Origin of the sequence: Paraburkholderia sejongensis, from assembly GCF_020880815.1 — a bacterium.
GTDB lineage: Bacteria > Pseudomonadota > Gammaproteobacteria > Burkholderiales > Burkholderiaceae > Paraburkholderia > Paraburkholderia sejongensis.
Window position 1 is genome coordinate 131,146 of record NZ_JAJITD010000001.1, and the last position, 21,647, is coordinate 152,792.

The 21,647-nt window shown below is 63.3% G+C and carries 16 protein-coding genes; 13 read left to right on the top strand and 3 right to left on the bottom strand.

The window, feature by feature from the left end; all coding sequences use genetic code 11:
* Positions 1-215 precede the first annotated feature (215 nt).
* Both glgA and glgC read right to left on the bottom strand, forming a co-directional pair.
* Positions 216-1,676 (bottom strand): glycogen synthase GlgA, encoded by a 1,461-nt coding sequence (gene glgA, locus LJ656_RS00525; RefSeq protein ID WP_230507282.1) that lies wholly within the window; start codon positions 1,674-1,676, stop codon positions 216-218.
* Between the two features lie 39 nt (positions 1,677-1,715).
* Positions 1,716-2,975 carry a glucose-1-phosphate adenylyltransferase gene (glgC, locus tag LJ656_RS00530; RefSeq protein ID WP_230507283.1) on the bottom strand — a complete coding sequence of 420 codons (1,260 nt, stop codon included), beginning with the start codon at positions 2,973-2,975 and terminating at the stop codon, positions 1,716-1,718.
* Between the two features lie 713 nt (positions 2,976-3,688).
* Here glgC and LJ656_RS00535 point away from each other — a divergent pair.
* From LJ656_RS00535 to LJ656_RS00545, 3 genes are all read left to right on the top strand, one after another.
* Entirely contained in the window at positions 3,689-4,801 is a 1,113-nt protein-coding gene (locus LJ656_RS00535; protein ID WP_230507285.1) for an alpha/beta fold hydrolase, read from the top strand.
* 372 nt (positions 4,802-5,173) lie between these two features.
* Positions 5,174-7,744: a toll/interleukin-1 receptor domain-containing protein gene (locus LJ656_RS00540; protein WP_230507287.1), complete on the top strand. Its 2,571-nt coding sequence runs from the start codon at positions 5,174-5,176 to the stop codon at positions 7,742-7,744.
* Positions 7,745-8,335: 591 nt separating this feature from the next.
* The gene (locus LJ656_RS00545; RefSeq protein ID WP_230507288.1) at positions 8,336-8,944 is read left to right on the top strand and encodes a hypothetical protein; all 609 of its coding nucleotides are present in this window, start codon (positions 8,336-8,338) and stop codon (positions 8,942-8,944) included.
* A 70-nt stretch (positions 8,945-9,014) separates the two neighbouring features.
* Here the strand turns inward: LJ656_RS00545 and LJ656_RS00550 are convergent, their stop codons facing one another.
* A complete protein-coding gene (locus LJ656_RS00550; protein WP_230507290.1) occupies positions 9,015-10,010 on the bottom strand; it encodes an LLM class flavin-dependent oxidoreductase in 996 nt (331 codons plus the stop codon).
* Between the two features lie 370 nt (positions 10,011-10,380).
* Between LJ656_RS00550 and LJ656_RS00555 the strand changes: the two genes are divergently transcribed.
* The 10 genes from LJ656_RS00555 to astA all read left to right on the top strand — a co-directional run bounded on the left by LJ656_RS00555 (position 10,381) and on the right by astA (position 21,645).
* On the top strand, positions 10,381-11,982 hold the full coding sequence (locus LJ656_RS00555; RefSeq protein WP_230507291.1) for a rhodanese homology domain-containing protein: 1,602 nt from the start codon (positions 10,381-10,383) through the stop codon (positions 11,980-11,982).
* 587 nt (positions 11,983-12,569) lie between these two features.
* Entirely contained in the window at positions 12,570-13,121 is a 552-nt protein-coding gene (locus tag LJ656_RS00560; RefSeq protein WP_230507292.1) for an outer membrane protein assembly factor BamE, read from the top strand.
* A 103-nt stretch (positions 13,122-13,224) separates the two neighbouring features.
* Positions 13,225-14,184, top strand: coding sequence for a patatin-like phospholipase family protein (locus LJ656_RS00565; RefSeq protein WP_230507293.1), 960 nt, complete (start codon positions 13,225-13,227; stop codon positions 14,182-14,184).
* A gap of 575 nt (positions 14,185-14,759) precedes the next feature.
* Positions 14,760-15,449 (top strand): ABC transporter permease, encoded by a 690-nt coding sequence (locus LJ656_RS00570; protein WP_230507294.1) that lies wholly within the window; start codon positions 14,760-14,762, stop codon positions 15,447-15,449.
* Between the two features lie 5 nt (positions 15,450-15,454).
* Positions 15,455-16,168: an ABC transporter permease gene (locus LJ656_RS00575; RefSeq protein WP_230507295.1), complete on the top strand. Its 714-nt coding sequence runs from the start codon at positions 15,455-15,457 to the stop codon at positions 16,166-16,168.
* A 63-nt stretch (positions 16,169-16,231) separates the two neighbouring features.
* Entirely contained in the window at positions 16,232-17,023 is a 792-nt protein-coding gene (locus LJ656_RS00580) for an ABC transporter ATP-binding protein (RefSeq protein WP_230507296.1), read from the top strand.
* A gap of 55 nt (positions 17,024-17,078) precedes the next feature.
* On the top strand, positions 17,079-18,122 hold the full coding sequence (locus LJ656_RS00585; protein WP_230507298.1) for a GlxA family transcriptional regulator: 1,044 nt from the start codon (positions 17,079-17,081) through the stop codon (positions 18,120-18,122).
* A gap of 124 nt (positions 18,123-18,246) precedes the next feature.
* Positions 18,247-19,479 (top strand): aspartate aminotransferase family protein, encoded by a 1,233-nt coding sequence (locus LJ656_RS00590; protein ID WP_230507300.1) that lies wholly within the window; start codon positions 18,247-18,249, stop codon positions 19,477-19,479.
* A gap of 79 nt (positions 19,480-19,558) precedes the next feature.
* Positions 19,559-20,611: an arginine/ornithine succinyltransferase subunit alpha gene (gene aruF / locus LJ656_RS00595; protein WP_230507889.1), complete on the top strand. Its 1,053-nt coding sequence runs from the start codon at positions 19,559-19,561 to the stop codon at positions 20,609-20,611.
* Positions 20,608-21,645, top strand: a complete 1,038-nt coding sequence (gene astA, locus LJ656_RS00600) for an arginine N-succinyltransferase (protein ID WP_230507302.1) — start codon at positions 20,608-20,610, stop codon at positions 21,643-21,645. The genes aruF and astA overlap by 4 nt, the downstream gene beginning before the upstream one ends.
* Positions 21,646-21,647: the final 2 nt, after the last annotated feature.

Sequence of the window (21,647 nt, forward strand, 5' to 3'; positions counted from 1 at the left end):
GTGACGCGCAGGAAAAATGCCTGCGCCGCGGCGCAGGCAGTTGAGCAAACGATACAGGAGTTTGGCGGATGCGAGTTGATCCGTCCCCCTGTTGTTGCGTCTAACCATCAAAGCGCGTGCGAAGTTTGACCAAAACTCACAAAGGCCAGCGCCGCCGATGCGTTGGATCGTAGCTGGCGGCCGGCGCTTTTCAGCTTATGCTTTCAACCCGTGCTTCACACCAGTTCGCGGTACAGCGCGAGATAGCGTTCGGCCGACGCGCCCCAACCGAAGTCCTGGCGCATCGCGCGCCGCTGCGTGGCCTTCCATTCGGTGCGCCGTCCGTACAGCGCGAACGCGCGGCGGATCGCGGCGGCGAGGCCATGCGGCTCGAAGCGCTCGAACACGAAGCCGGTCGCGCGATCGTCGGCGAGATTTTCCAGCGATGCGTCGGTCACCGTGTCGGCCAGACCGCCGACGCAATGCACGAGCGGCAGCGACCCGTACGCGAGCGCATAGAGCTGGGTCAGCCCGCACGGCTCGAAACGCGACGGCACCGCGACCACGTCGCTGCCGGCGATGATCGTATGGGCGAGCGCCTCGTCAAAGCCGAGTTCGACCGCGACCGCCTCCGGATGCGCGTGCGCGACCATCTTCAGACCGCCTTCGAGCACCGGGTCGCCGGTGCCGAACACGACCAGCTGGCCGCCGCGCTTGACGATCTCGGGCACCGCGCCGAGCAGCAGGTCGAGGCCTTTCTGCTCGGTCAGGCGACTGACCACGCCGAACAGCAGCGCGTCGCTTTTCTGCGCGAGGCCGAAGCGCTTTTGCAGCGCCTCCTTGCACGCGAGCTTGCCGGCCAGACGCGACGCGCTGTAATGCGTCGCAAGCAGTGCGTCGCTGGCCGGGTTCCACACCGTGTAATCGACGCCGTTCAGAATCCCGCTCAGATCGTGCGCGCGATGCCGCAGCAACGCGTCGAGGCCGCCGCCGTGCGCGATCGTCTGAATCTCGCGCGCGTAGGTCGGGCTGACCGTCGTGATGCGATCGCTGTAGTAGAGCCCGGCTTTCAGAAACGATAGCTGTCCGTAGAATTCGACGCCGTGCATGTCGAAGAAATCGGCCGGCAGACCGAGCAGGCCGAACTGATGCGCGGGGAAAACGCCCTGGTAGGCGAGGTTGTGGATCGTGAAGACGCTGCGCGCCGGCGCGCGGCCGTGCTCGCGTTCGGCGGCTTTCAGATACGCGGGCGCGAGGCCCGCGTGCCAGTCGTGCGCGTGCACGATCTGCGCGGACCACGCCGGGTCCAGCTGCTGCGCGAGTTGCGCGGCGACCCAGCCGAGCAGCGCGAAACGTTGCGCGTTGTCGCCGTACGGCACGTGCGCGTCGTCCAGATACGGGTTGCCGGGCCGGTCGTACAGCGACGCCGCGCGGATCACGTAGACGTTCAGGCCGTTGCCCGGCAGCGTGCCGCGCTCGAGCGTCACGTCGGGCGTGTCGAAGCGGCGCCCCAGCCGCGCGACCGGTTGCAGATCGCGCAGCCCGGCGAGCACCGCCGGAAAGCCCGGCAGCAGCACGCGCACGTCGGCGCCGCGCTCGATCAGCGCGGACGGCAACGCGCCGGCGACGTCGGCGAGGCCGCCCGTCTTGAGGAGGGGATACAGCTCGCTGGCGACGTGCAGCGCGCGAATCGTCATAGGCGGGGTCCCGGTCGGGTTACGAAATTCGGTGCGTTGCTAGGGCTTGGCCAACGCTTCCTGGGTGACCAGCACGACGCCGTCGTCGGTGCGGTAGAAGCGCTCGGCGTCGCGCGCCGGGTCTTCGCCGATCACCGTGCCTTCCGGAAGCGTGCAGCCGCGGTCGATCACCACCTTCTGCAGGCGGCAGCTCGCGCCGACCGTCACCTGCGGCAACAAGACTGCCTCACTGATGTGACAGAACGAGCTGACCTTCACGTTCGACGACAGCACCGAGCGCGAAATCTGCGAGCCCGAAATCACGCAGCCGCCGCATACGATCAGGTTGTTGCCCGAGCCCTGCAAGCCCTTCAGGTCGCGCACGAACTTCGCGGGCGGCAGCTGTTCCTGATACGTCCAGATCGGCCAGCTGCGGTCGTACAGGTCGAGCGTCGGGATCGTCGATGCGAGGTCCAGATTTGCTGCCCAGTACGCGTCGATCGTGCCGACGTCGCGCCAGTACGGCTCGACGCTCGGATCGGACGACACGCACGACATGCTGAACGGATGCGCGATCGCGACGCCCTGGGTCACGACGCGCGGCAGGATGTCCTTGCCGAAGTCGTGATCGGTGTCGATCATCGCGATGTTTTCTTCGAGCAGCGAGTACAGGTAGTCGGCGTTGAACACGTAAATGCCCATGCTCGCGAGCGCGATGTCGGGGCGGCCGGGCATCGCGGGCGGGTCGGCCGGTTTTTCGACGAAGCCGGTCACGCGACGGTTTTCGTCGACCGCCATCACGCCGAACGCGACCGCCTCCATGCGCGGCACCTCGATGCAGCCGACCGTGCAGTCGGCGCCGCTCTCCGCGTGATCGGCGATCATCCGCGTGTAGTCCATCTTGTAGATATGGTCGCCGGCCAGCACGACCACGTACTTCGGGCGGATCGAGCGGATGATGTCGAGGTTCTGGAACACCGCGTCGGCCGTGCCGCGATACCAGTGCGCGCCTTCGACGCGCTGCTGCGCGGGCCACAGATCGATGAACTCGCCCATCTCGCCGCGCAGAAAACTCCAGCCACGCTGCAGATGGCGCAGCAGCGAATGAGCCTTGTACTGGGTGACGACCGCGATGCGGCGGATGCCTGAATTCAGGCAGTTGGACAGCGCGAAATCGATGATCCGGTATTTGCCGCCGAAGTGCACCGCCGGTTTGACGCGCTTGTTGGTCAGCGGTCCGAGCCGGGTGCCGCGTCCGCCGGCGAGCACGATCGCGAGGGTGGTGCGCTGCAAGTCGTTCAGCCGTGCCGGAGTGTTCATGTTCGTCTCCATCCCATGCGTTTGCGCGATCGATGGGAGCCTGGGCTCCGGTCTCGCGCCAGAGGGTTGTCTGGTTCTGGTGGTCTGTTTCTGTTTCGCCCCGGGTGATCTGCTCGCTTGCTCGCCTGTTCGGCGATGGTTCTTCGTGCCGGAATCCTTGTACCTGCAGGCCGCGTCGGCGTGCATCGCGTTTTGCGTGGCTGCCGCGCGTTTGCCTGATTCGCGGCCTGCTTCGCGGCCCGATTCGCGGCCCGATTCGCGGCCCGATTCGCGGCCCGATTCGCGCGCGACCTCGCGGCAAAAATTTGCCGCCGCGTTGCCGTTTTTTCACGGCCGGCCTGGCGCTGCCCGGTCGTGGGTTCGTCACGTAGTTCTAGCACCGATTGGCTGCAAGCAAATAATTTTCTTGCGCAGGCCGCGTATGCGGCCCTCCTTGCACGATCGGCTGTTGCCGCGCGCGCATCCGTGCGGCGCAGCACATAGGGCACGAGGTCGCGACGGCGCGCGCGCTAATGCGCATCGACGCAACATGCATGCCAGCAACGGGAGCGCGCGGTCGATGCGCGGGCCAAGCGCACCCATGAGCGGCTTCGACGCCGCGCCCGCGCGCAGCGTCGTAGAATCGTGCGCTGCTGGCAGGAGGCGCGGGCGCCGGCAGTCATGCGGCCCGAGCCTCGCACGTTCCACTGTTGCGCTTTTCCCGGACTATTTCGATGAGTTTTCGTCGCCCGTTTCCGCTTGCCCTGTCGACTGTTTGCACTGTTGCCGCGCTGACCGCGATGTCGGCGGCGCTTGCTGCCACGCCGGCCAGCGTGGTTAGCGCTGTGGACGGAGCGAGTCCGGCTGCCGCGAGCGCCACCACCGCCGCCGACGATTCCGGTCCGGCCTACGGCCCCGAACTGCAGGGCTTCAACTATCCGGCGCCGGTCGAGCGTTTTACGTTCACCTCGCAGGGCGTGCCGCTGCAGATGGCCTACATGGACGTGAAGCCCGCGCACGCGAACGGCCGCACGGTCGTGTTGCTGCACGGCAAGAATTTCTGCGCGGCGACTTGGGACGCGACGATTCACCGGCTCAGCGATGCCGGCTACCGAGTGATTGCGCCGGATCAGATCGGCTTCTGCAAATCCAGTAAACCCGAGCATTACCAGTACAGCTTCCAGCAACTCGCGCGTAATACGAATGCGCTGCTCGAATCGCTCGGCGTGCATCACGCGACCGTGGTCGGCCACTCGACGGGCGGGATGCTGGCGGTCCGCTATGCGCTGATGTATCCGCAAGCGACGCAGCAACTTGTGCTGGTCAATCCGATCGGTCTCGAAGACTGGAAGGCGAAGGGCGTGCCGTCGCTAGCGGTCGACGAGTGGTATCAGCGCGAACTGAAGACCAGCGCGGACGGGATTCGCCGCTATGAGCAGAACACCTATTACGCGGGGCAGTGGCGTGCCGATTACGAGCCGTGGGTGCAGATGCTCGCGGGAATGTATCGCGGGCCGGGCAAGCAGATCGTCGCGTGGAATTCGGCGCTGCTTTACGACATGATTTATACGCAGCCTGTGGTTTATGAGTTCGGCCAGTTGCAGATGCCGACGCTATTGCTGATCGGGCAGAAGGACACCACCGCGATCGGCAAGGATGCCGCGCCGCCGGCGGTGCGGGCGAAGCTTGGGCGTTACCCGGAACTGGGTCGCGCGGCCGCGCAGGCGATTGCGCATGCGACGCTGGTCGAGTTCGCGGGGCTCGGGCACGCGCCGCAGATGCAGGATCCGGATGCGTTTCATAAGGCGCTGCTGGAGGGGTTGGCGGCGGTGCCGGCGAATCGGTGAGGGGAATGGTGCGCTGTCCGACTTGAAACTCCTTCGACTACCGTTTTTGTCGAAACTGCCTAATGGCTAATTCAGGATTTGCGTGAAAACTCTTGCTGAACGACTGGGGTAATTGGCAACGCATTGCGAACCGGTCGGTTGCTCGGCCGATCGTACTTATCTTATGCTATTTGCAAGTAAATGTGGAATAAGCGGAAGACGAGAGCCGTATGGTTGCATGTCTTTGTGCCGAAAAGCAGGTGTTTCCAACTAAGTTTTTTTACTCATCGGGTCTTCAGGGGGGCGAGATTTTGCCGTTAGTACGTGAGGCAACCTTGCCGAAAGCAGTACGCAAAAATACCCTGCAACTAATAACGTATAGCTGAGACCCCGATGTCATCTAAAGCCTTTTTTTCTCACTCCAGTGCAGATAAAGATATTGTACGTCCGACTTTTGAAATGCTAGGAGCGGGCCTTGCACATTACGATGAACGGACCTTTGAGCCGGATAGCACAAGCGCAGACGTCATTCTCGAAAGCTTAATGAACAGTCAGGTCTTCGTCTACTTTTTCAGCGAGCATGCCATCGATTCGAACTGGGTGTCGCGAGAGTTGACGTATGCTCAGCACTTATTTTTCAACGGAACAATAAAAAGGGTGATGGTCATCCCTTTGTCCGAAATATCACGGCAGAAGCTTCCTGTGTGGATGAGCCCTTTTGTTGTTCAGCAATTATTAAATCCGAAGTTTATTGCTGCCCGAATCCGCAGCGCTTTGCAGGAGCTCGACGTGAGCTCACAGTCCGCAGCGGAATTGTTTTTGGGGCGAGATGCGGAACTTGCAAATCTTAAATCCGACCTCACGCGTAGTGATCAGCCAAGAGTTACATCACTTTTTATCTCCGGGATCGATGGAATCGGCCGGCGAAAACTGCTCCAACGCGCCTATGCTGACGTGTTTTCGTTTTTGCCTCGTGTTCACATTGAGATTGAACTGCATCGTTTCGAGGGTGAGGTAGAGTTCTACGACAAGCTCTTAACGGTATCGAGCCCTCTTCGAGACGCAGGAAATGGTTTCCCGCGTGCAGAGGAATTTTTGCTGCTTGAGGCAGACGATAAAACCGATCAGTTGGTCAGATTATTAAATATTGTAAGCAACTGTCGCCAAACGATAGTTTTAAAGGGTGGAGAGGAGCTATACGACGAACGGGGCCATATTACCGATTGGTTAGAAACGCTCCTTTTGCGCCTCGACACGGCTTATCCCGTATTAGCGGTTGTTTCGAGCCGTAAGCCGAGATTAAGTGCGTCGACCGATAGTTCGCGTATTGCGTTCTCACATCTTTCAAGTTTGAGCACTGAGGCAAGTAAGTCCCTCTTGCAATTCGCTGCGTTTCCTGATGAAAGACCAGATCCGAATATCAACCTTAATAGCATGATGGACTTTGTTGAGGGGCATCCAGGACTTATTCATATGGCCGCGAGTGCGATCCGGCGTAAGCAGTTGGGTGCCATTGATGTCCAAAAAAGAATTCTCGTGACCGTCGGCGAGCGAGCGGCATTGCTTGTTGAACGATTTGCTTTTTCTCCAGAAGAAATCAGAATTATTTCGCTGGTGGACGAACTGGGTGCCCTAACCATTTCGGATCTGGAAATCGTGTTCGAGAATGGTGACAAGTTGGATTATTTGCCTCTCGTAACTAAGCTAGAGGGCTATGGAGTACTTGAAAGTTGGGCGGGTACGGTGCGCATCGCCCCCTTTTTGCGTAGGGCACTTATTCATTCTCGAAATCTTCCCGAGATCGAACAATTCCTCTCGCGCGCGAGAAAGAAACTCATTGATTTTGTTAACAAACTTGGACCGACCGAGGGGGATGGTATTAATCTATTGTCCGCTGCGATTGTCGCGTCCATCAGGGAAACTGGGGATTTTAATAGTGTTCTCGCGCCGAGACCGCTCGTCGCTAGTCGTTTCTTACAGGTCGCGCGCAGATTATATGATAATTCAGATTACAAAAATTCACTTGCCATAGCCAATAAGGCCTATGAACTTCGAATCGCACTCAGCGATGAGGCTCAAATCGAGGCACTTCGTTTGCGAGGGCTCTGCGCCGCTCGGCTTGAAAAAACGGAGATATTAGAGGATGCGAAGGAAGAGTTGCTCAATGTTGGCACGGTAAAAGCTCGAAGAATTTCCAAATTTATGGATGGGCTTGCGAGTAGGTTAGGTGGAAGTTTTGATATTGCGGCTTCGCGTTTCGCCGAAGCTTATGCATTAGATGGGGATGGCGATTATCATGTTCTGCGTGAAAGAGCGTTTATTTCTCTTTTTGAGGAGGATTTGGATTCGGCTGAGCGATTCGCGAGGGCAGCTTTGCGAGTTGCCCCTACCAATCCGCATGCGATAGATATTCTTCTTCGGGTTTTGATAAGGCGATTTGAATTAAATAGAACTTCTGGTGCAATTGTGTTGGAGATAGAAGATCTGATGCTTGCATTAAAAAAATATAAGGCGAATGCGGACAGATTTTATGAGTTAAACGAGATTAGGTTGGAGATAGCAAAGCGTAACTACTCGCAAGCGGAGAAGCTTTTATTGCAATACTCTGCTGACCGCGCCATAACGCAAACAGAGCGAATGATGCTTACGATGCAGCTAAACTTGGTGCAGAAGCACTATAGTAAGGCGCTTGAGACGCATGGTGCGCTGGAGAAATTTGTAAAGAACAACAGAACTGGTGGCCGTCAGATGCTGGTACTTGCCAAAGCATTGTTGGTGGAAACCTTGATAGCATCAGAAGTTTTCCCGAGAGCCCACGACGAATTGAAAGATGCCGAAGTGAGATTGCCACGCGGATTGGTGAAAAATTTGGAGACCTCACTCGCTAATGGGATTGCACACGCGAGGTACTCGATCGATAGCCGGCTGAAAGAGTGGGCAAAACAAGTGCTTGGACGCGCTTAAGTCGACGGGCTTCGAGTTTGCTATTGTTGCCGTCCAGCTGGTCAGACATTTATCGGACCAGCTGGATTCTTGACCGCAGCCGGCAATAAGAGCGCCCCAAAGCTAGGGGGTACTGACGTTGGAAAGTCTAAAGTCAGTAAGAGCGTCTTCCTTGGGAAATCCGCGAAGAGATTATTTTTGCCTCCTGCCATTTTTATTTCACTCAGAGGCCTCTATGGGAAGAGTTTGGGAGCATCCATGAAGGGTTTTACAGTGTTGGGGTGTTGCAAGCAGCCAGTGTTATGCGAGCTTGGGCAACTGTCGATGCTGTTGCTGAGCGCGCAGAAGGAAACCCATCGAGAATTGCGCCACGGGTACACGATTCGGGCGTGTTTCATCGGGCGCTACTGGAAGGTTGGCGGCGGCGCTGAAACTCGGTTCACGAAACCGGGCCTTCAACGGCACTGTATGATCCACGCACGTGGCTACGCCGTGGAGCGGAGATCATCCGCGCGATGCTGCGAGTAATACATGGCCGTATGCGCTGGCCCGCAGGTTTCCCGCAGGTCTCCCGCAGGTCTCCCGCAGGTTTCCATTAACCCGCCCCACCGCATGCTCACCATCACTGACGACCTCGCCGCGACATTCGGAGCGATCGGCTCGGCCGTATCGCTTCTGGCGGCCATTCCTTATGGCCTCGCGATCGTCAGGCGTACTGTCCGTCCGCATCTGTTCACCTGGCTGATCTGGGCGTTGGTCACGACGATCGCAGCGGCCGGTCAGTTCGTTGCGGGCGCCGGTCCTTCCGCGTGGTGTACCGCGGCGATCGCGCTCACGTGCATTCTGATTTTCATTGCCAGCATCCATCGAGGCGAGCGAAGCCGCACGCGATCCGACTGGTTCTTTCTCGGCGCGGCGCTGTCGGCGATCCCGCTATGGCTGGCGACCGACGACCCGGCTCTGTCGATCTACCTCGTCACGCTGATCGAACTCGCGGGTCTCGCTCCGACGATCCGCAAGACCTTCTCCGATCCGTGGGGCGAAAGCCTCGCGTATTTCGTGCTGTGTGTCGTCAAATACGCGCTTGCGTTGCTGGCCTTGCGGCACTGGAGTCTCGCGGTCGCGTTTTATCCGGGCGTCAACGTTGTGGCGTCGATCGGCATTTGCGTGCTGATGGTCGTGCAGCGTTATCGGCTGCGCTCAAGCGGCGCGATTCAATAACAGTAGGAGAAGTGCAAAGGGCGGCTGTGCAAGAGCCGCCCTTTTGCAATGGATGCGCAAGCAGGCCGTGCTACTTCCCGCCGTTCAACTCTTCCCAGATCTGCGCACCAATCTCGAACGAGCGCAACCGCGCGTCGTGATCGTAGATCTGCGCGGTCAGCATCAACTCGTTCGCGCCGGTCTGCTCGATGATCGACAGCAGTCCTTCGCGAACCGTGTCGCGATCGCCGAGCACCGTACAGGCGAGCGAGTGCGCGACGTTGTTCAATTCCATCTCCGATGCTTCGAGCCGGTCGACCGGCGGCTGCAACTGCCCCGGCGTGCCGCGCCGGAGATTGATGAACTGCTGCTGCAACGACGTGAACAGCCGCGCGGCCTCGTCGTTGGTATCGGCCGCGAACAGATTGACGCCGACCATCGCGTATGGCTTGTCGAGCGTCGCCGACGGCCGGAACTGCGCGCGATACATTTGCAACGCGGTCAGCATGTAATCGGGCGCGAAGTGCGATGCGAACGCGAACGGCAGACCGAGCGCGGCCGCCAGTTGCGCGCTGTACAGCGACGAGCCGAGCAGCCACAGCGGCACCTGCAGGCCGGCGCCGGGCACCGCGCGAATGCGCTGCCCCGCGACCGGCTCGGCAAAATAGCGCTGCAATTCGACGACGTCGTCGGGGAAGCTCTCGGCGCTGTTTTGCAGGTCGCGGCGCAGCGCGCGGGCGGTGGTCTGATCGGTGCCGGGCGCGCGGCCGAGGCCAAGATCGATCCGCCCCGGATAGAGCGACGCAAGTGTGCCGAACTGTTCGGCGATCACGAGCGGTGCGTGGTTCGGCAGCATGATGCCGCCGGAGCCGACCCGGATCGTTTTCGTGCCGCCGGCCACGTAGCCGATCACAACCGAAGTCGCCGCGCTCGCGATGCCGGTCATGTTGTGATGCTCGGCGAGCCAGAAGCGCTTGTAGCCGAGTTTTTCCGCATGCTGCGCGAGCGAAAGCGTGTTTCTGAATGCATCGGCCGGCGTGGCGCCGGCGGTGACCGGCGAAAGGTCGAGAACCGAAAAGGGGATCATGGTTGATTGATTGCGAGTGGCGGCGCTTTCGCGCGATGGGCCATTGTGGCAAAGCCGGCATTTTTCTGCTGGCGACGCCGCGATGTCCCTGCCGGCCGAAGGGTTTGTCGTGGGTGCACTCAGCGCCGCACTGGGGGCCCGCTTCGCATCGCCCGTTGCGTGGCGCGGAAATTGCGCCCGCGTAGCGTGTCAGCGCGGTGTTTCGCGCGCCCGTACCATGTATTTGCGGCGCACGCATATAAGCAATCCCGTGAGTGACCGTGCGCCGATCCTTATTCAAGTGTACGGTTAAGTATCGGTGCGGCGACCCGGCGTGATGATCCCGCGTGTCGTCGGCTATCTCGCATGATGTGAAGGAGTCTCCGATCCCATGAATGTCAGCAAAGAGTTTCGTACCCGCTCATTTCAGGACGTGTGCCACGCATTGCTCGACCGCGGCGAGATCGCGCTTGTCGATGTGCGTGAGGAACAGCCGCACGCGCGCAGTCATCCGTTGTTTGCGGCCAATCTGCCGCTGTCGCGGCTCGAACTGGAGGCGCCGCTGCGGCTGCCGCGCCTGGGCGTGCCGATCGTCGTGTTCGATGCCGGCGAAGGTCTCGCGCGGCGCGCGGCCAGCCGCTTCGCCGAACTCGGCTATACCAACGTCGCGTTGCTCGAAGGCGGCCTGCACGGCTGGCGCGAAGCGGGCGGCGAGCTGTTCAGCGGCGTCAACGTGCCGAGCAAGGCGTTCGGCGAACTGGTCGAGAGCGTGCGGCATACGCCGTCGTTGTCCGCGCAGGAAGTGCAGGCGCTGCTCGATCACGAGGCCAATGTAGTGGTGCTCGACGCACGCCGCTTCGACGAATTCCAGGCGATGAACATTCCCGGCAGCATCAGCGTGCCGGGCGCGGAACTGGTGCTGCGCGCGCGCCAGCTCGCGCCGGATCCGGCCACGCGGATCATCGTCAATTGCGCGGGACGCACGCGCAGCATCATCGGCGCGCAGTCGCTGATCAATGCGGGTGTGCCGAACCCGGTCGCCGCGCTGCGCAACGGCACGATGGGCTGGACGCTGGCCGGACAGCCGCTCGCGCACGGCAGTTCGCGGCGCGGCGGCGGCCCGCTCGACGACACGTTGCGCCTCGTCGCCGCCGAAGCCGCGCGCGCGCTCGCCGATCGCGCGCGGGTCGGCCGCACCTCGCGCGACGAAGCGCGCCGCTGGGCCGGCGAAGAGGTGCGTACCGTGTACCGCTTCGACGTGCGCTCGCCGGACGAATACGAAGCGGGCCACGTGCCTGGTTTTCGCAGCGCGCCGGGCGGGCAACTGGTGCAGGAAACCGACGTGTTCGTGCCGGTGCGCGGCGCGCGCGTGATCGTCGCGGACAACGACGGCGTGCGCGCCAACATGACCGCGTCGTGGCTCGCGCAGATGAATCTGGAAGTGTTCGTGGTCGACGGTTTGACGCCCGCCGATTTCGCCGAGAAGGGCGCGGCGCCGCCGCCGCGTTATGCGGCGACGCCGCCCGAAGTCGACGAGATCGAGCCGGCCGAACTGGCCGCGCTGCTGCAGGCGCCGGGCACCGTGGTGCTCGATTTCGCGAGCAGCACGAGCTATCTGAAGCGCCATGTGCCGGGCGCGTGGTTCGTGATTCGCAGTCAGCTCGACGCCGCGTTGCGCACGCTGCCCGATGCGAAGCGCTACGTGGTGACCGGCTGCGGCGCGATCCTCGCGCGCTTCGTCGCGCCGGAACTGGCGGCGGCGAGCGGGCGGCCGGTGCAGGTGCTGCGCGGCGGCACGCGCGCGTGGATCGACGCGGGGCTGCCGGTCGAGGCGGGCGGCACGCGGTTCGCGTCGCCGCGCATCGACCGCTATCAGCGGCCGTATGAAGGCACCGACAACGCGCGCGAGGCGATCAGTGCGTATCTGGAGTGGGAGCAGGGTCTGCTCGCGCAACTCGCACGCGACGGCACGCATGGGTTCCGGGTGATCTGACGCGTCGACCGGGTTCGATACGGGCCTTGCGTCCATGCGCGAATCATCTGCCGATTCGGTGTAAACGCGCTCTCGCCTAACCCGTCCAATGCGTTTAAATTAACGCCATCTGGAAGGCTTTTCGAGGGACCAGGGCGGCCGTAAAAGGCAGCGGTTTGTCATCCCGGCGAGGGCGTGAGGTGAGTGGCCAAGGTTGCTCATCGCCGCGTCGGAGCAGACCGCTGCGCGTCGTCCGTGGTGCTTCGCTCGAGGCGGCGAACGAGCCGCCGTCACTTTCCGGTTGACCGTATCGACCGAGCTGGCGACGCATTGCACTGCGTCGCCTTTTTGCTTGTGGCGCGGGTTTTTTGTGTGCGCCGCTTGTCATCCTGCGCTTGCCATCCTGGTGGCTTGCCGCCGAGCCTTTTCATCCGTTCACCCGCTTTACCACGCGCGCAACACTTGCGTGCGCGATCGTACTCGCGCGGGCCGCGTCGCTCGCGCTTTTACCGAGGCCCGGTTATGCTGGCAGCACCCACTACAAACCGGTGTGGCGCGCCTGCATCGCATGAATCGCGGGTTTCGCGCGCCGCCGGACAGGACCCGCCGTGAGTCTCAAACCGCTCGGTGTCGCCCTGCTGGCAGCGTGTTTTACGCTTGCCGGATGCGACCAGCAACAAAGCGATCAGGCCGTGCAAAAACTCAAAGACTTTTTCAACGCCGTTAAACCGGATGCGCTCCTGCTGAAGGACATGACGCCGGGGCTCACCACCGAAGCGCAGATTCGCGCGCAGATGGGCAAACCGGAAACCGAACGGACCTTCACCGACGGTTCGAAGCGCTTCGAATATCCGCGCGGCCCGCAAGGGCTGAACACCTACATGGTCGACATCGATCGCGACGGCAAGCTGCAGGCGATCACCCAGGTGCTGACCGCGGCCAACTTCGCGAAGATCCGCAGCGGCATGACCGAAGACGAAGTGCGCCGGCTGCTCGGCAAGCCTGGCGAGATCGCGGTGTTTCCGCTGAAGCCGGAAACCGTGTGGAGCTGGAAATGGCGCGAGGGCGGGGTGACCGAGGAAGGCATCTTCAACGTGCATTTCGATCAGAGCAAGCGGGTGTACACCACGTCGCGCTCGGATGTGATCCGGGGGCGATAGAAGCAACAGCGCGGCGAGAACGTGGAAACCGCGCGCAAAGCAACGTGCAAGTCGCCCGGCGGCGACGCGCGGCGACACGACAGCAACAAAGCGGGGTGGGGCGATGATACGTCGACGTCGATACAGCCGGATCGGGCTGGTGTTGGGAGGCGGCGCCGCGCGCGGCTGGGCGCATATCGGCGCGATCCGCGCGCTGCACGACGCGGGCATCAAGCCCGACGTGGTGTGCGGCACGTCGATCGGCGCGCTGGTCGGCGCGGTCTATGCGAACGGCGATCTCGACTGGCTCGAGGAATGGGTGTCGCGCCTGACGTGGCAGACGGTGGTGCGGCTGCTCGATCTGCGCATCTCGGGCGGCCTGCTCGGCGGCCGCAAGGTGATTCAGCTATTCGCGGACAAATTCGCCGGCCGCTCGATCGCGCAACTGGCCATGCCGTTCGCGGCGGTCGCCACCGAGCTCGACAGCGGCCGCGAAATCTGGCTGCAGGACGGCAGCACGATCGACGCGGTGCGCGCGTCGATCGCAATCCCGGGGATCTTCACGCCGGTGCTGCACAACGGCGTGTGGCTGGTCGACGGCGGGCTGTGCAATCCGGTGCCGGTGTCGGTCGCGCGCGGGATGCGCGCGGACTGCGTGATCGCGGTCGATCTGAACAACGACATCCTGAACGGCCGCGACTTCGGCGGCGCGATCGTCGAAACCCCCGCGCTCGACCCGGCCGCGCCGCCGCCCGTCGCGCTGCGCCGCAACGGCAAGCCATGGCCGCGCTGGCTCGCGCCGGCCGACCCGGCCGCCACCCCCGCCGACGTGAGGGTGGCGCCGAAGCCGAGCGTGCACGTGCCGTCGATGCTCGCGTCGATCGCGCAAAGCATCGACATCATGCAGGTGCGGATCTCGCGCAGCCGGCTCGCCGGCGAGCCGGCCGACATCCTGATCCAGCCGCGCCTCGGTGGGATGGGCATTTTCGATTTTCATCGCGCGGCGCCGGCGATCGAGGAAGGGCGCGCGGCGGTCGAGCACATGCTGCCGGCGATCCGCGCGCGGCTGGCAATGGATCAGTGACGGCGGCCTCGCGGCCGGGCGGGCACCCGCCACGCTCGACGCGCTGAGCGCGGAGGTGTCAGCGTCGACCAGCCCTACGCCGACCACCGCCGCAGCTTCGAACACCGCGCCGATCGAGCAGCGCGGATCGCCTTTTTTATCCGCTGCACGAGGCTGCGCGACACTCCGACGCGCTCGGCGAACTGCGCCGCGGTAAGAAAAATCAGTCAATGACTCATGTGTGAGTCACCAAGGCCCTTTATGACTCATAGGTGAGCCAATCGGACGGGGCGCGCTCGGCCATCCTCCAGCGGCCATCCCCGCGCGTTATATCGAAAAAGCGACCGCAAACTTGCAAAATCGCGGCACCCCGCCGCGCGCCGCTCCCGCCTGACAAACAGATAACCCCTGTCACACCAAGCGCTCCGGGCGATTCAGTACGTCGGAGAGCCGCATGCTGCGTCGCAGCAAAGCAATCGACCGGTATTTGAGAAATTGATTTTCGCTTGCGAGACTGCGCGCCACGCCGGAGCAACGGGCAGGTCCAAAGGCCGCCGGGCGCCGCGTAACTTCAACAAACCTGGACGGAGACACGCGTGTTCCTTTATGGCTTCGGACCCGTGCTGCTGGCCGGCACGCTCAAGACGATCGAGCTGTCGGTGCTATCGCTGGCGGCCGCGGTGCTGCTAGGCCTCGCGGGCGCGGCGGCGAAACTGTCGCTGAATCGCCCGCTGCGCATGCTCGCGACCGGCTATACGACGCTGATCCGCTCGGTGCCCGATCTCGTGCTGATGCTGCTGCTGTTCTACAGCATCCAGATCTGGCTCAACGATCTGACCGACCTGTTCGGCTGGGATCAGATCGACATCGATCCGTTCGTGGCCGGCGTGCTGACGCTTGGCTTCATCTACGGCGCCTACTTCACCGAAACCTTTCGCGGCGCGTTCCTCGCGGTGCCGCGCGGCCAGCTCGAAGCAGGCAGCGCGTATGGGATGAGCGGCGCGCGCGTGTTCACCCGCATCCTGTTCCCGCAGATGATGCGCTTCGCGCTGCCCGGCATCGGCAACAACTGGCAGGTGCTGGTGAAGGCGACCGCGCTGGTGTCGATCATCGGTCTGGCAGACGTCGTGAAGGCCGCGCAGGACGCGGGCAAGAGCACCTTCAACATGTTCTTCTTCATTGCGGTCGCCGCGCTGATCTATCTGGCGATCACCACGGTCTCCAATCTCGTGCTGATCCGGCTGAACCGCCGCTATTCGATCGGCGTTCGACACGCGGAGCTCTGAACCACATGATCGACATCCTCAATCAGTTCTGGCGCGCGTACCTGTTCTGGGACGGTCAGCGTCTGTCGGGTCTCGCGGTCACGTTGTGGCTGCTGGTCGCGTCGATCTCGATCGGCTTCGTGTGCGCGATCCCGCTCGCGGTCGCGCGCGTGTCGAACAGGCGCTGGCTGTCGATGCCGGTCCGCGCGTACACCTACGTGTTTCGCGGCACGCCGCTGTACGTGCAATTGCTGCTGATCTACACCGGCATCTACAGCCTCGAATTCGTGCGCTCACACAGCCTGCTGGACGCGTTTTTCCGCAGCGGCTTTCATTGCGCGATTCTCGCGTTCGCGATGAACACCTGCGCATACACGACCGAGATCTTCGCCGGCGCGATCCGTTCGACCTCGCACGGCGAAGTGGAAGCGGCCCGCGCGTATGGGATGAGCTGGTTCACGATGTACCGGCGCATTGTGATACCGTCCGCGCTGCGCCGCGCGTTGCCGTTGTACAGTAACGAAGTGATCCTGATGCTGCACGCGACCACGGTCGCGTTCACGGCGACGGTGCCGGACATCCTGAAGGTCGCGCGCGATGCGAACTCGGCGACCTATCAGTCGTTCAACGCGTTCGGGCTCGCGGCGCTGCTTTACCTCGTGGTGTCGTTCGCGCTGGTGGCGCTGTTCCGGCGCGCCGAGCGTCGCTGGCTCGCGTATCTCGCGGTGCGCACGCACTGAGCCCGCATTGAGCCCGCACTGAGCCTTCTTCACCCCGATCCGACTCTTCACAGGGAGAGCATCTTGCTCCATACGACCCAGACCGAAGCCTGCAAGCTCGCCATTCAGGACATCCACAAGCGCTACGGCGACAATGAAGTGCTCAAGGGCGTGTCGCTCAACGCGAACAAGGGCGACGTGATCAGCATCATCGGCGCGAGCGGTTCGGGCAAGAGCACCTTCCTGCGTTGCATCAATTTTCTCGAGCGGCCCAACGCCGGGCAGATCATCGTCGACGGCGAAGTGGTGAAGACCAAGGCCGATCGCGCGGGCAACCTCGAAGTCGCCGATCACAAGCAGTTGCAGCGCATCCGCACCAAGCTCGCGATGGTGTTCCAGCACTTCAATCTGTGGGCGCATATGACGGTGCTCGAGAACGTCGTCGAGGCGCCGATCCATGTGCTCGGCTTGCCGCGCAAGCAAGCCGAAGAGCGCGCGCGCGAATATCTGGAGAAGGTCGGCCTCGCGCCGCGTTTCGAAAAGCAGTATCCGTCGCATCTGTCGGGCGGCCAGCAGCAGCGCGTCGCGATTGCCCGTGCGCTGGCGATGGACCCCGACGTGATGCTGTTCGACGAACCGACCTCCGCGCTCGATCCGGAACTCGTCGGCGAAGTGCTGAAGGTGATGCAAAAGCTCGCCGAGGAAGGCCGCACGATGATCGTCGTCACGCACGAAATGGGCTTTGCACGCAACGTGTCGAACCACGTGATGTTCCTGCACCAGGGGCGCACCGAGGAAGAGGGCGATCCGGCCGAGGTGCTGAGCGCGCCGCGCAGCGAGCGCCTCAAACAGTTCCTGTCCGGCAGCCTGAAGTAACGCGCGGCTCGCGCGGCTTCGGTTCCCGTCCATCTTTTCGCGTCGATCTCCAGCGATGGCCCGTCCGTCCAGCCCGGCTCGCACGACCCAGGTCGCGATCGTCGCGTTGCCGCCGGTGTCGATGTCGGGCGTCGGCCCGCTCGTCGATACGCTCAATCTCGCCAATGAAATCGATGGCCGCGCGCTGTACCGCGTGCAGGTGTGCTCGTGGGACGGCCGCCCGGTGCCGCTCGCGGGCGGCGCGCAGTGGCCGGCCGATGCCGCGTTCGGCGACGCGATCGCGTGCGACTGGCTGATCGTGATCAGCGAACGCTTCCAGCAGTTCGCCGACTATCGGCTGTTTCTCGCCAGCCTCGCGCGGGTCGGCCAACGCACGCCGCTCGTCACCGGCATTCACCACGGCGTGTGGTGGCTGGCGATGGCGGGCCAACTGTCCGGCTATCGCGTCAGCGTGAACTGGGAGACGTATCAGCAGTTCTCCGAACAGTTCGAGCGCTCGATCGTCACCCAGCAGATCTTCGAAATCGACCGCGATCGCGCGACCTGCGCGGGCGGCCAGGCGAGCGTCGATTTCATGCTGGCGATGATCGGCCGCGAACACGGCCCCGAACTCGCGGAGCGGATCGCCGACACGCTCGGCGTCGGCGTGCTGCGCGCAGGCGAGGAGCGTCAGCGCATTCCGTTCGTCACCGCGCCGGGCGAGCGGCATCCGCGCCTGAACGATGCGCTGCTGCTGATGGAAGCGAATATCGAAGACCCGCTGACCAGCGATGAAATCGCCGGCCTCGTCGGCGTGTCGCGGCGTCAGCTCGAACGGCTGTTTCGCCAGTATCTCGGCTCGATGCCGTCCAAATACTATCTGGGCCTGCGGCTCTCGAAAGCGCGCACGCAGTTGCAGCGCACCAGCAAGTCGGTCGTGCAGATCAGCCTCGCGTGCGGCTTCGCATCGGCCGCGCACTTTTCGAATGCGTATCGCGAGCGCTTCGGGGTGACGCCGCGCGAGGATCGCCGCAACTGGATCGAGCGGCAGACCGGCGCGCATGGCGGCGCGAGCGAGCCGCGCCCGGCCGCGCTGATCGAGCGGCCGGAAACGGATTGACGCCCGGCGCCCGGCGCCCGGCGCCGCGCGGAACCCCACAGAAAGCGTCGCGTATGCGCAAGACGGAAGGCGCGCGGTTTCCTACACTAGCGGTATTACCTGTTACCCGAAACGAGGATTTGCCATGAACGACCTGACTGTGACACGCCAGACCTTCGACGAAGTCATGGTGCCGGTGTTTGCGCCGGCCGCCTTCGTACCGGATCGCGGTCTCGGCTCGCGCGTGTGGGACACGCAAGGCCGCGACTATGTCGACTTCGCCGGCGGCATCGCCGTCACCGCGCTCGGTCATGCGCATCCGGAACTGTTGAAGGTGCTGCACGAGCAGGGCGGCAAGCTGTGGCACATCGGCAATGGCTACACCAACGAGCCGGTGCTGCGGCTCGCGAAGCGCCTCGAAGACCTGACGTTCGCCGACCGCGCGTTCTTCGCGAACTCGGGCGCCGAAGCGAACGAAGCCGCGCTGAAGCTCGCGCGCCGCGTCGCGTTCGACCGGTTCGGCGCGGACAAGGCCGAAATCATTTCCTTCACGCAGTCGTTCCACGGCCGCACGTTGTTTACCGTTAGCGTCGGCGGCCAGCCGAAGTATTCGGAAGGCTTCGGTCCGGTGCCGGCCGGCATCACGCATCTGCCGTACAACGACATCGAGGCCGCGAAGCGAGCGATCGGCGCGCAGACCTGCGCGGTGATCGTCGAGCCGATCCAGGGCGAGGGCGGCGTGATCCCGGCCGATCCGGCGTTCCTGAAGGCGCTGCGCGAAGCCTGCGACCAGCACGACGCGCTGCTGATTTTCGACGAAGTGCAAACCGGCGTCGGCCGCAGCGGTTATTTCTACGCGTATCAGGACACCGGCGTGACGCCTGACATCCTGACCACCGCGAAGGCGCTCGGCAATGGCTTTCCGATCGGCGCGATGCTGACCACCAACGAGCTGGCCGCGCACTTCAAGGTCGGCGTGCACGGCACCACCTACGGCGGCAATCCGCTCGGCTCGGCGATCGCGGAAAAGGTGGTCGAACTGGTTAGCGATCCGAAGCTGCTCGAAGGCGTGCGTTCGCGCGGCGAAGCGCTGAAGGGTCATCTGGCCAGACTCAACGAACGCTTCGGTCTCTTTACCGAAGTGCGCGGCAAGGGTCTCCTGATCGGCGCCGAACTGAACGACGCGTTCAAGGGCCGCGCGAAAGACTTCGTCACCGCGGCCGGCCAGCATGGCGTGATCATGCTGATGGCGGGTCCGGACGTGCTGCGCTTCGTGCCGTCGCTGATCATGCCGCTCGACGACATGGCCGAAGGTTTCGCGCGTCTGGAAAAGGCGTTCGGCGAACTGGTCGGCGCCGCGCAGGCCGCGTCGAAGTGATGGCGCGGCAGTCCAACCTGCACGCGAACTCGCGGATGCGCATCCCACGCGCGCTGCGTCACATTGAACAGGAACGATGATGCTCTTCGTACGTCCAGGCCGCCTCGCCGATCTCGATGCGCTCGAGCAGATGGCGCGCACCGCGCAACCGGTGCTGCATTCGCTGCCGCACGACCGGCGCGCGCTCGAAGCGCGCATCGCGTTGTCGGAAGACTCGTTTCGCGCGGAAGTCGATTTTCCGGGCGAGGAGTTCTATCTGTTCGTGCTCGAAGATTCGCAGACCGGCAAGCTGATGGGCACCGCGAGCATCGTCGCGGCGGCCGGTTACGCGGACCCGTTCTACGTGTTTCGCAACGACGCGCTGATTCACGCGTCGCGCGAGCTGCACGTGAACCGCAAGATCCACGCGCTGACGATGTCGCACGAGCTGACCGGCAAGAGCCGGCTCGCCGGCTACTACATCGACCCGTCGCTGCGCGGCGACGCGGCCGCCCAACTGATTTCGCGCGCGCGGATGATGTACATCGCCGCGAATCGCAAGCGCTTCACGCCGGAAGTGTTCTCGCTGCTGCTCGGCGTGACCGACGAGAACGGCGTGTCGCCGTTCTGGGAAGCGCTCGGGCGCAAGTTCTTCGGCCGCAATTTCGCCGATATCGAAGTCGAGTCGGGCGGCCGCAGCCGCACCTTCATCGCCGAAGTGATGCCGACTTATCCGGTCTACGTGCCGCTGCTGCCGGAAGCGGCGCAGCGCGTGCTCGGCGAGCCGGATGCGAACGCGCTGCTCGCCTATGAGATCCATCTTGAGGAAGGCTTCGAGACCGACCGTTACGTCGATATCTTCGACGCCGGTCCGGTGCTGACCGCGCAGGTCGATCGCAGCGCGAGCGTCAGGTACAACGAAACGCGCCTGGTGCGCGAGGCCGCGGCGCCGCAGGGCGACACTTATCTGATCGCGCACAACGGCGCCGACGGCGAGTTCCGTTGCGTGCTCGGCGAACTGGCGGCCGGCAAGGAAGCCGGCGCGGTGCTGTCGCAGGCGGCGCGCGCCGCGCTCGGCGTACGCGACGGCGATGCGGTGCGCTGCGTGCCGCTGCATCGGCCGCAGGATGAACATTCGGGAGACGCGCAATGATCGTCGTTCGCGTAGTGCAACGAGGCGATGTGGATGCGCTGATGCGGCTCGCGCAGGAAACCGGCCCGGGGCTGACCACCTTCAAGCCGGATCGCGACGCACTGGCGGCGCGTGTCGAACGCGCGCGCCGCACGATGGAAGATCAGGCCGCGCCGCACGAGGCCGGCTATTTCTTCGTGATGGAAGACACCGCGACCGGCGACGTGGCCGGCGTATGCGGGATCGAAACTGCGGTCGGTCTGCAGCAGCCGTTCTACAACTATCGCGTGAGCACGGTCGTGCACGCGAGCCAGGACCTCGGTATCTGGACCCGGATGCATGCGCTGAACATCTCGCACGATCTGACCGGCTATGCGGAAGTGTGCTCGCTGTTTCTGAGCCCGCGGTATCGGACGAGCGGCGTCGGCGGTCTGCTGTCGCGTTCGCGCTTCATGTTTCTCGCGCAGTTCCGCGAGCGCTTTCCGCAGCGGTTGTGCGCGGAGCTGCGCGGCCACTTCGACGCAGAGGGCTCGTCGCCGTTCTGGCGCGCGGTCGGTTCGCACTTCTATCAGATCGATTTCAATGCGGCCGATTATCTGAGCTCGCATGGCCGCAAGGCGTTTCTCGCCGAGCTGATGCCGCGTTATCCGGTCTACGTCGAGCTGCTGCCGGAAGAGGCGCAGCGCTGCGTCGGGCTCACCCATAGCGACACGCTTCCGGCGCGCCGGATGCTCGAAGCGGAAGGGCTGCGCTACGAGAATCACGTCGATATCTTCGACGCCGGTCCGGTGCTCGAATGCCATATCGCCGACCTGCGCACGGTGCGCGAGAGCGTGCTGGTCGCGGCGGAAATCGCACAGCACGATGACAGCGCGCCGCAGGACGGCCCGAAGTCGATGGTGTCGAATACGTCGCTCGGCGATTTTCGCGTCGGCGTGGTGGCCGGGCTCGCGCAGAACGGCGTGTTCCGTCTGAGCGCGCTCGAGGCCGCCGCGCTAGGCGTAAAGGCCGGCGAGCCGCTGCGGGTGCTGCCGTTGAAACACAAACAGGGATGATC

Coding starts and splice junctions, on each gene's coding strand:
- glgA (WP_230507282.1), bottom strand. CDS start 1,676: ATGACGATTCGCGCGCTGCACGTCGCCAGCGAGCTGTATCCCCTCCTC.
- glgC (WP_230507283.1), bottom strand. CDS start 2,975: ATGAACACTCCGGCACGGCTGAACGACTTGCAGCGCACCACCCTCGCG.
- LJ656_RS00535 (WP_230507285.1), top strand. CDS start 3,689: ATGAGTTTTCGTCGCCCGTTTCCGCTTGCCCTGTCGACTGTTTGCACT.
- LJ656_RS00540 (WP_230507287.1), top strand. CDS start 5,174: ATGTCATCTAAAGCCTTTTTTTCTCACTCCAGTGCAGATAAAGATATT.
- LJ656_RS00545 (WP_230507288.1), top strand. CDS start 8,336: ATGCTCACCATCACTGACGACCTCGCCGCGACATTCGGAGCGATCGGC.
- LJ656_RS00550 (WP_230507290.1), bottom strand. CDS start 10,010: ATGATCCCCTTTTCGGTTCTCGACCTTTCGCCGGTCACCGCCGGCGCC.
- LJ656_RS00555 (WP_230507291.1), top strand. CDS start 10,381: ATGAATGTCAGCAAAGAGTTTCGTACCCGCTCATTTCAGGACGTGTGC.
- LJ656_RS00565 (WP_230507293.1), top strand. CDS start 13,225: ATGATACGTCGACGTCGATACAGCCGGATCGGGCTGGTGTTGGGAGGC.
- LJ656_RS00575 (WP_230507295.1), top strand. CDS start 15,455: ATGATCGACATCCTCAATCAGTTCTGGCGCGCGTACCTGTTCTGGGAC.
- LJ656_RS00585 (WP_230507298.1), top strand. CDS start 17,079: ATGGCCCGTCCGTCCAGCCCGGCTCGCACGACCCAGGTCGCGATCGTC.
- LJ656_RS00590 (WP_230507300.1), top strand. CDS start 18,247: ATGAACGACCTGACTGTGACACGCCAGACCTTCGACGAAGTCATGGTG.
- aruF (WP_230507889.1), top strand. CDS start 19,559: ATGCTCTTCGTACGTCCAGGCCGCCTCGCCGATCTCGATGCGCTCGAG.
- astA (WP_230507302.1), top strand. CDS start 20,608: ATGATCGTCGTTCGCGTAGTGCAACGAGGCGATGTGGATGCGCTGATG.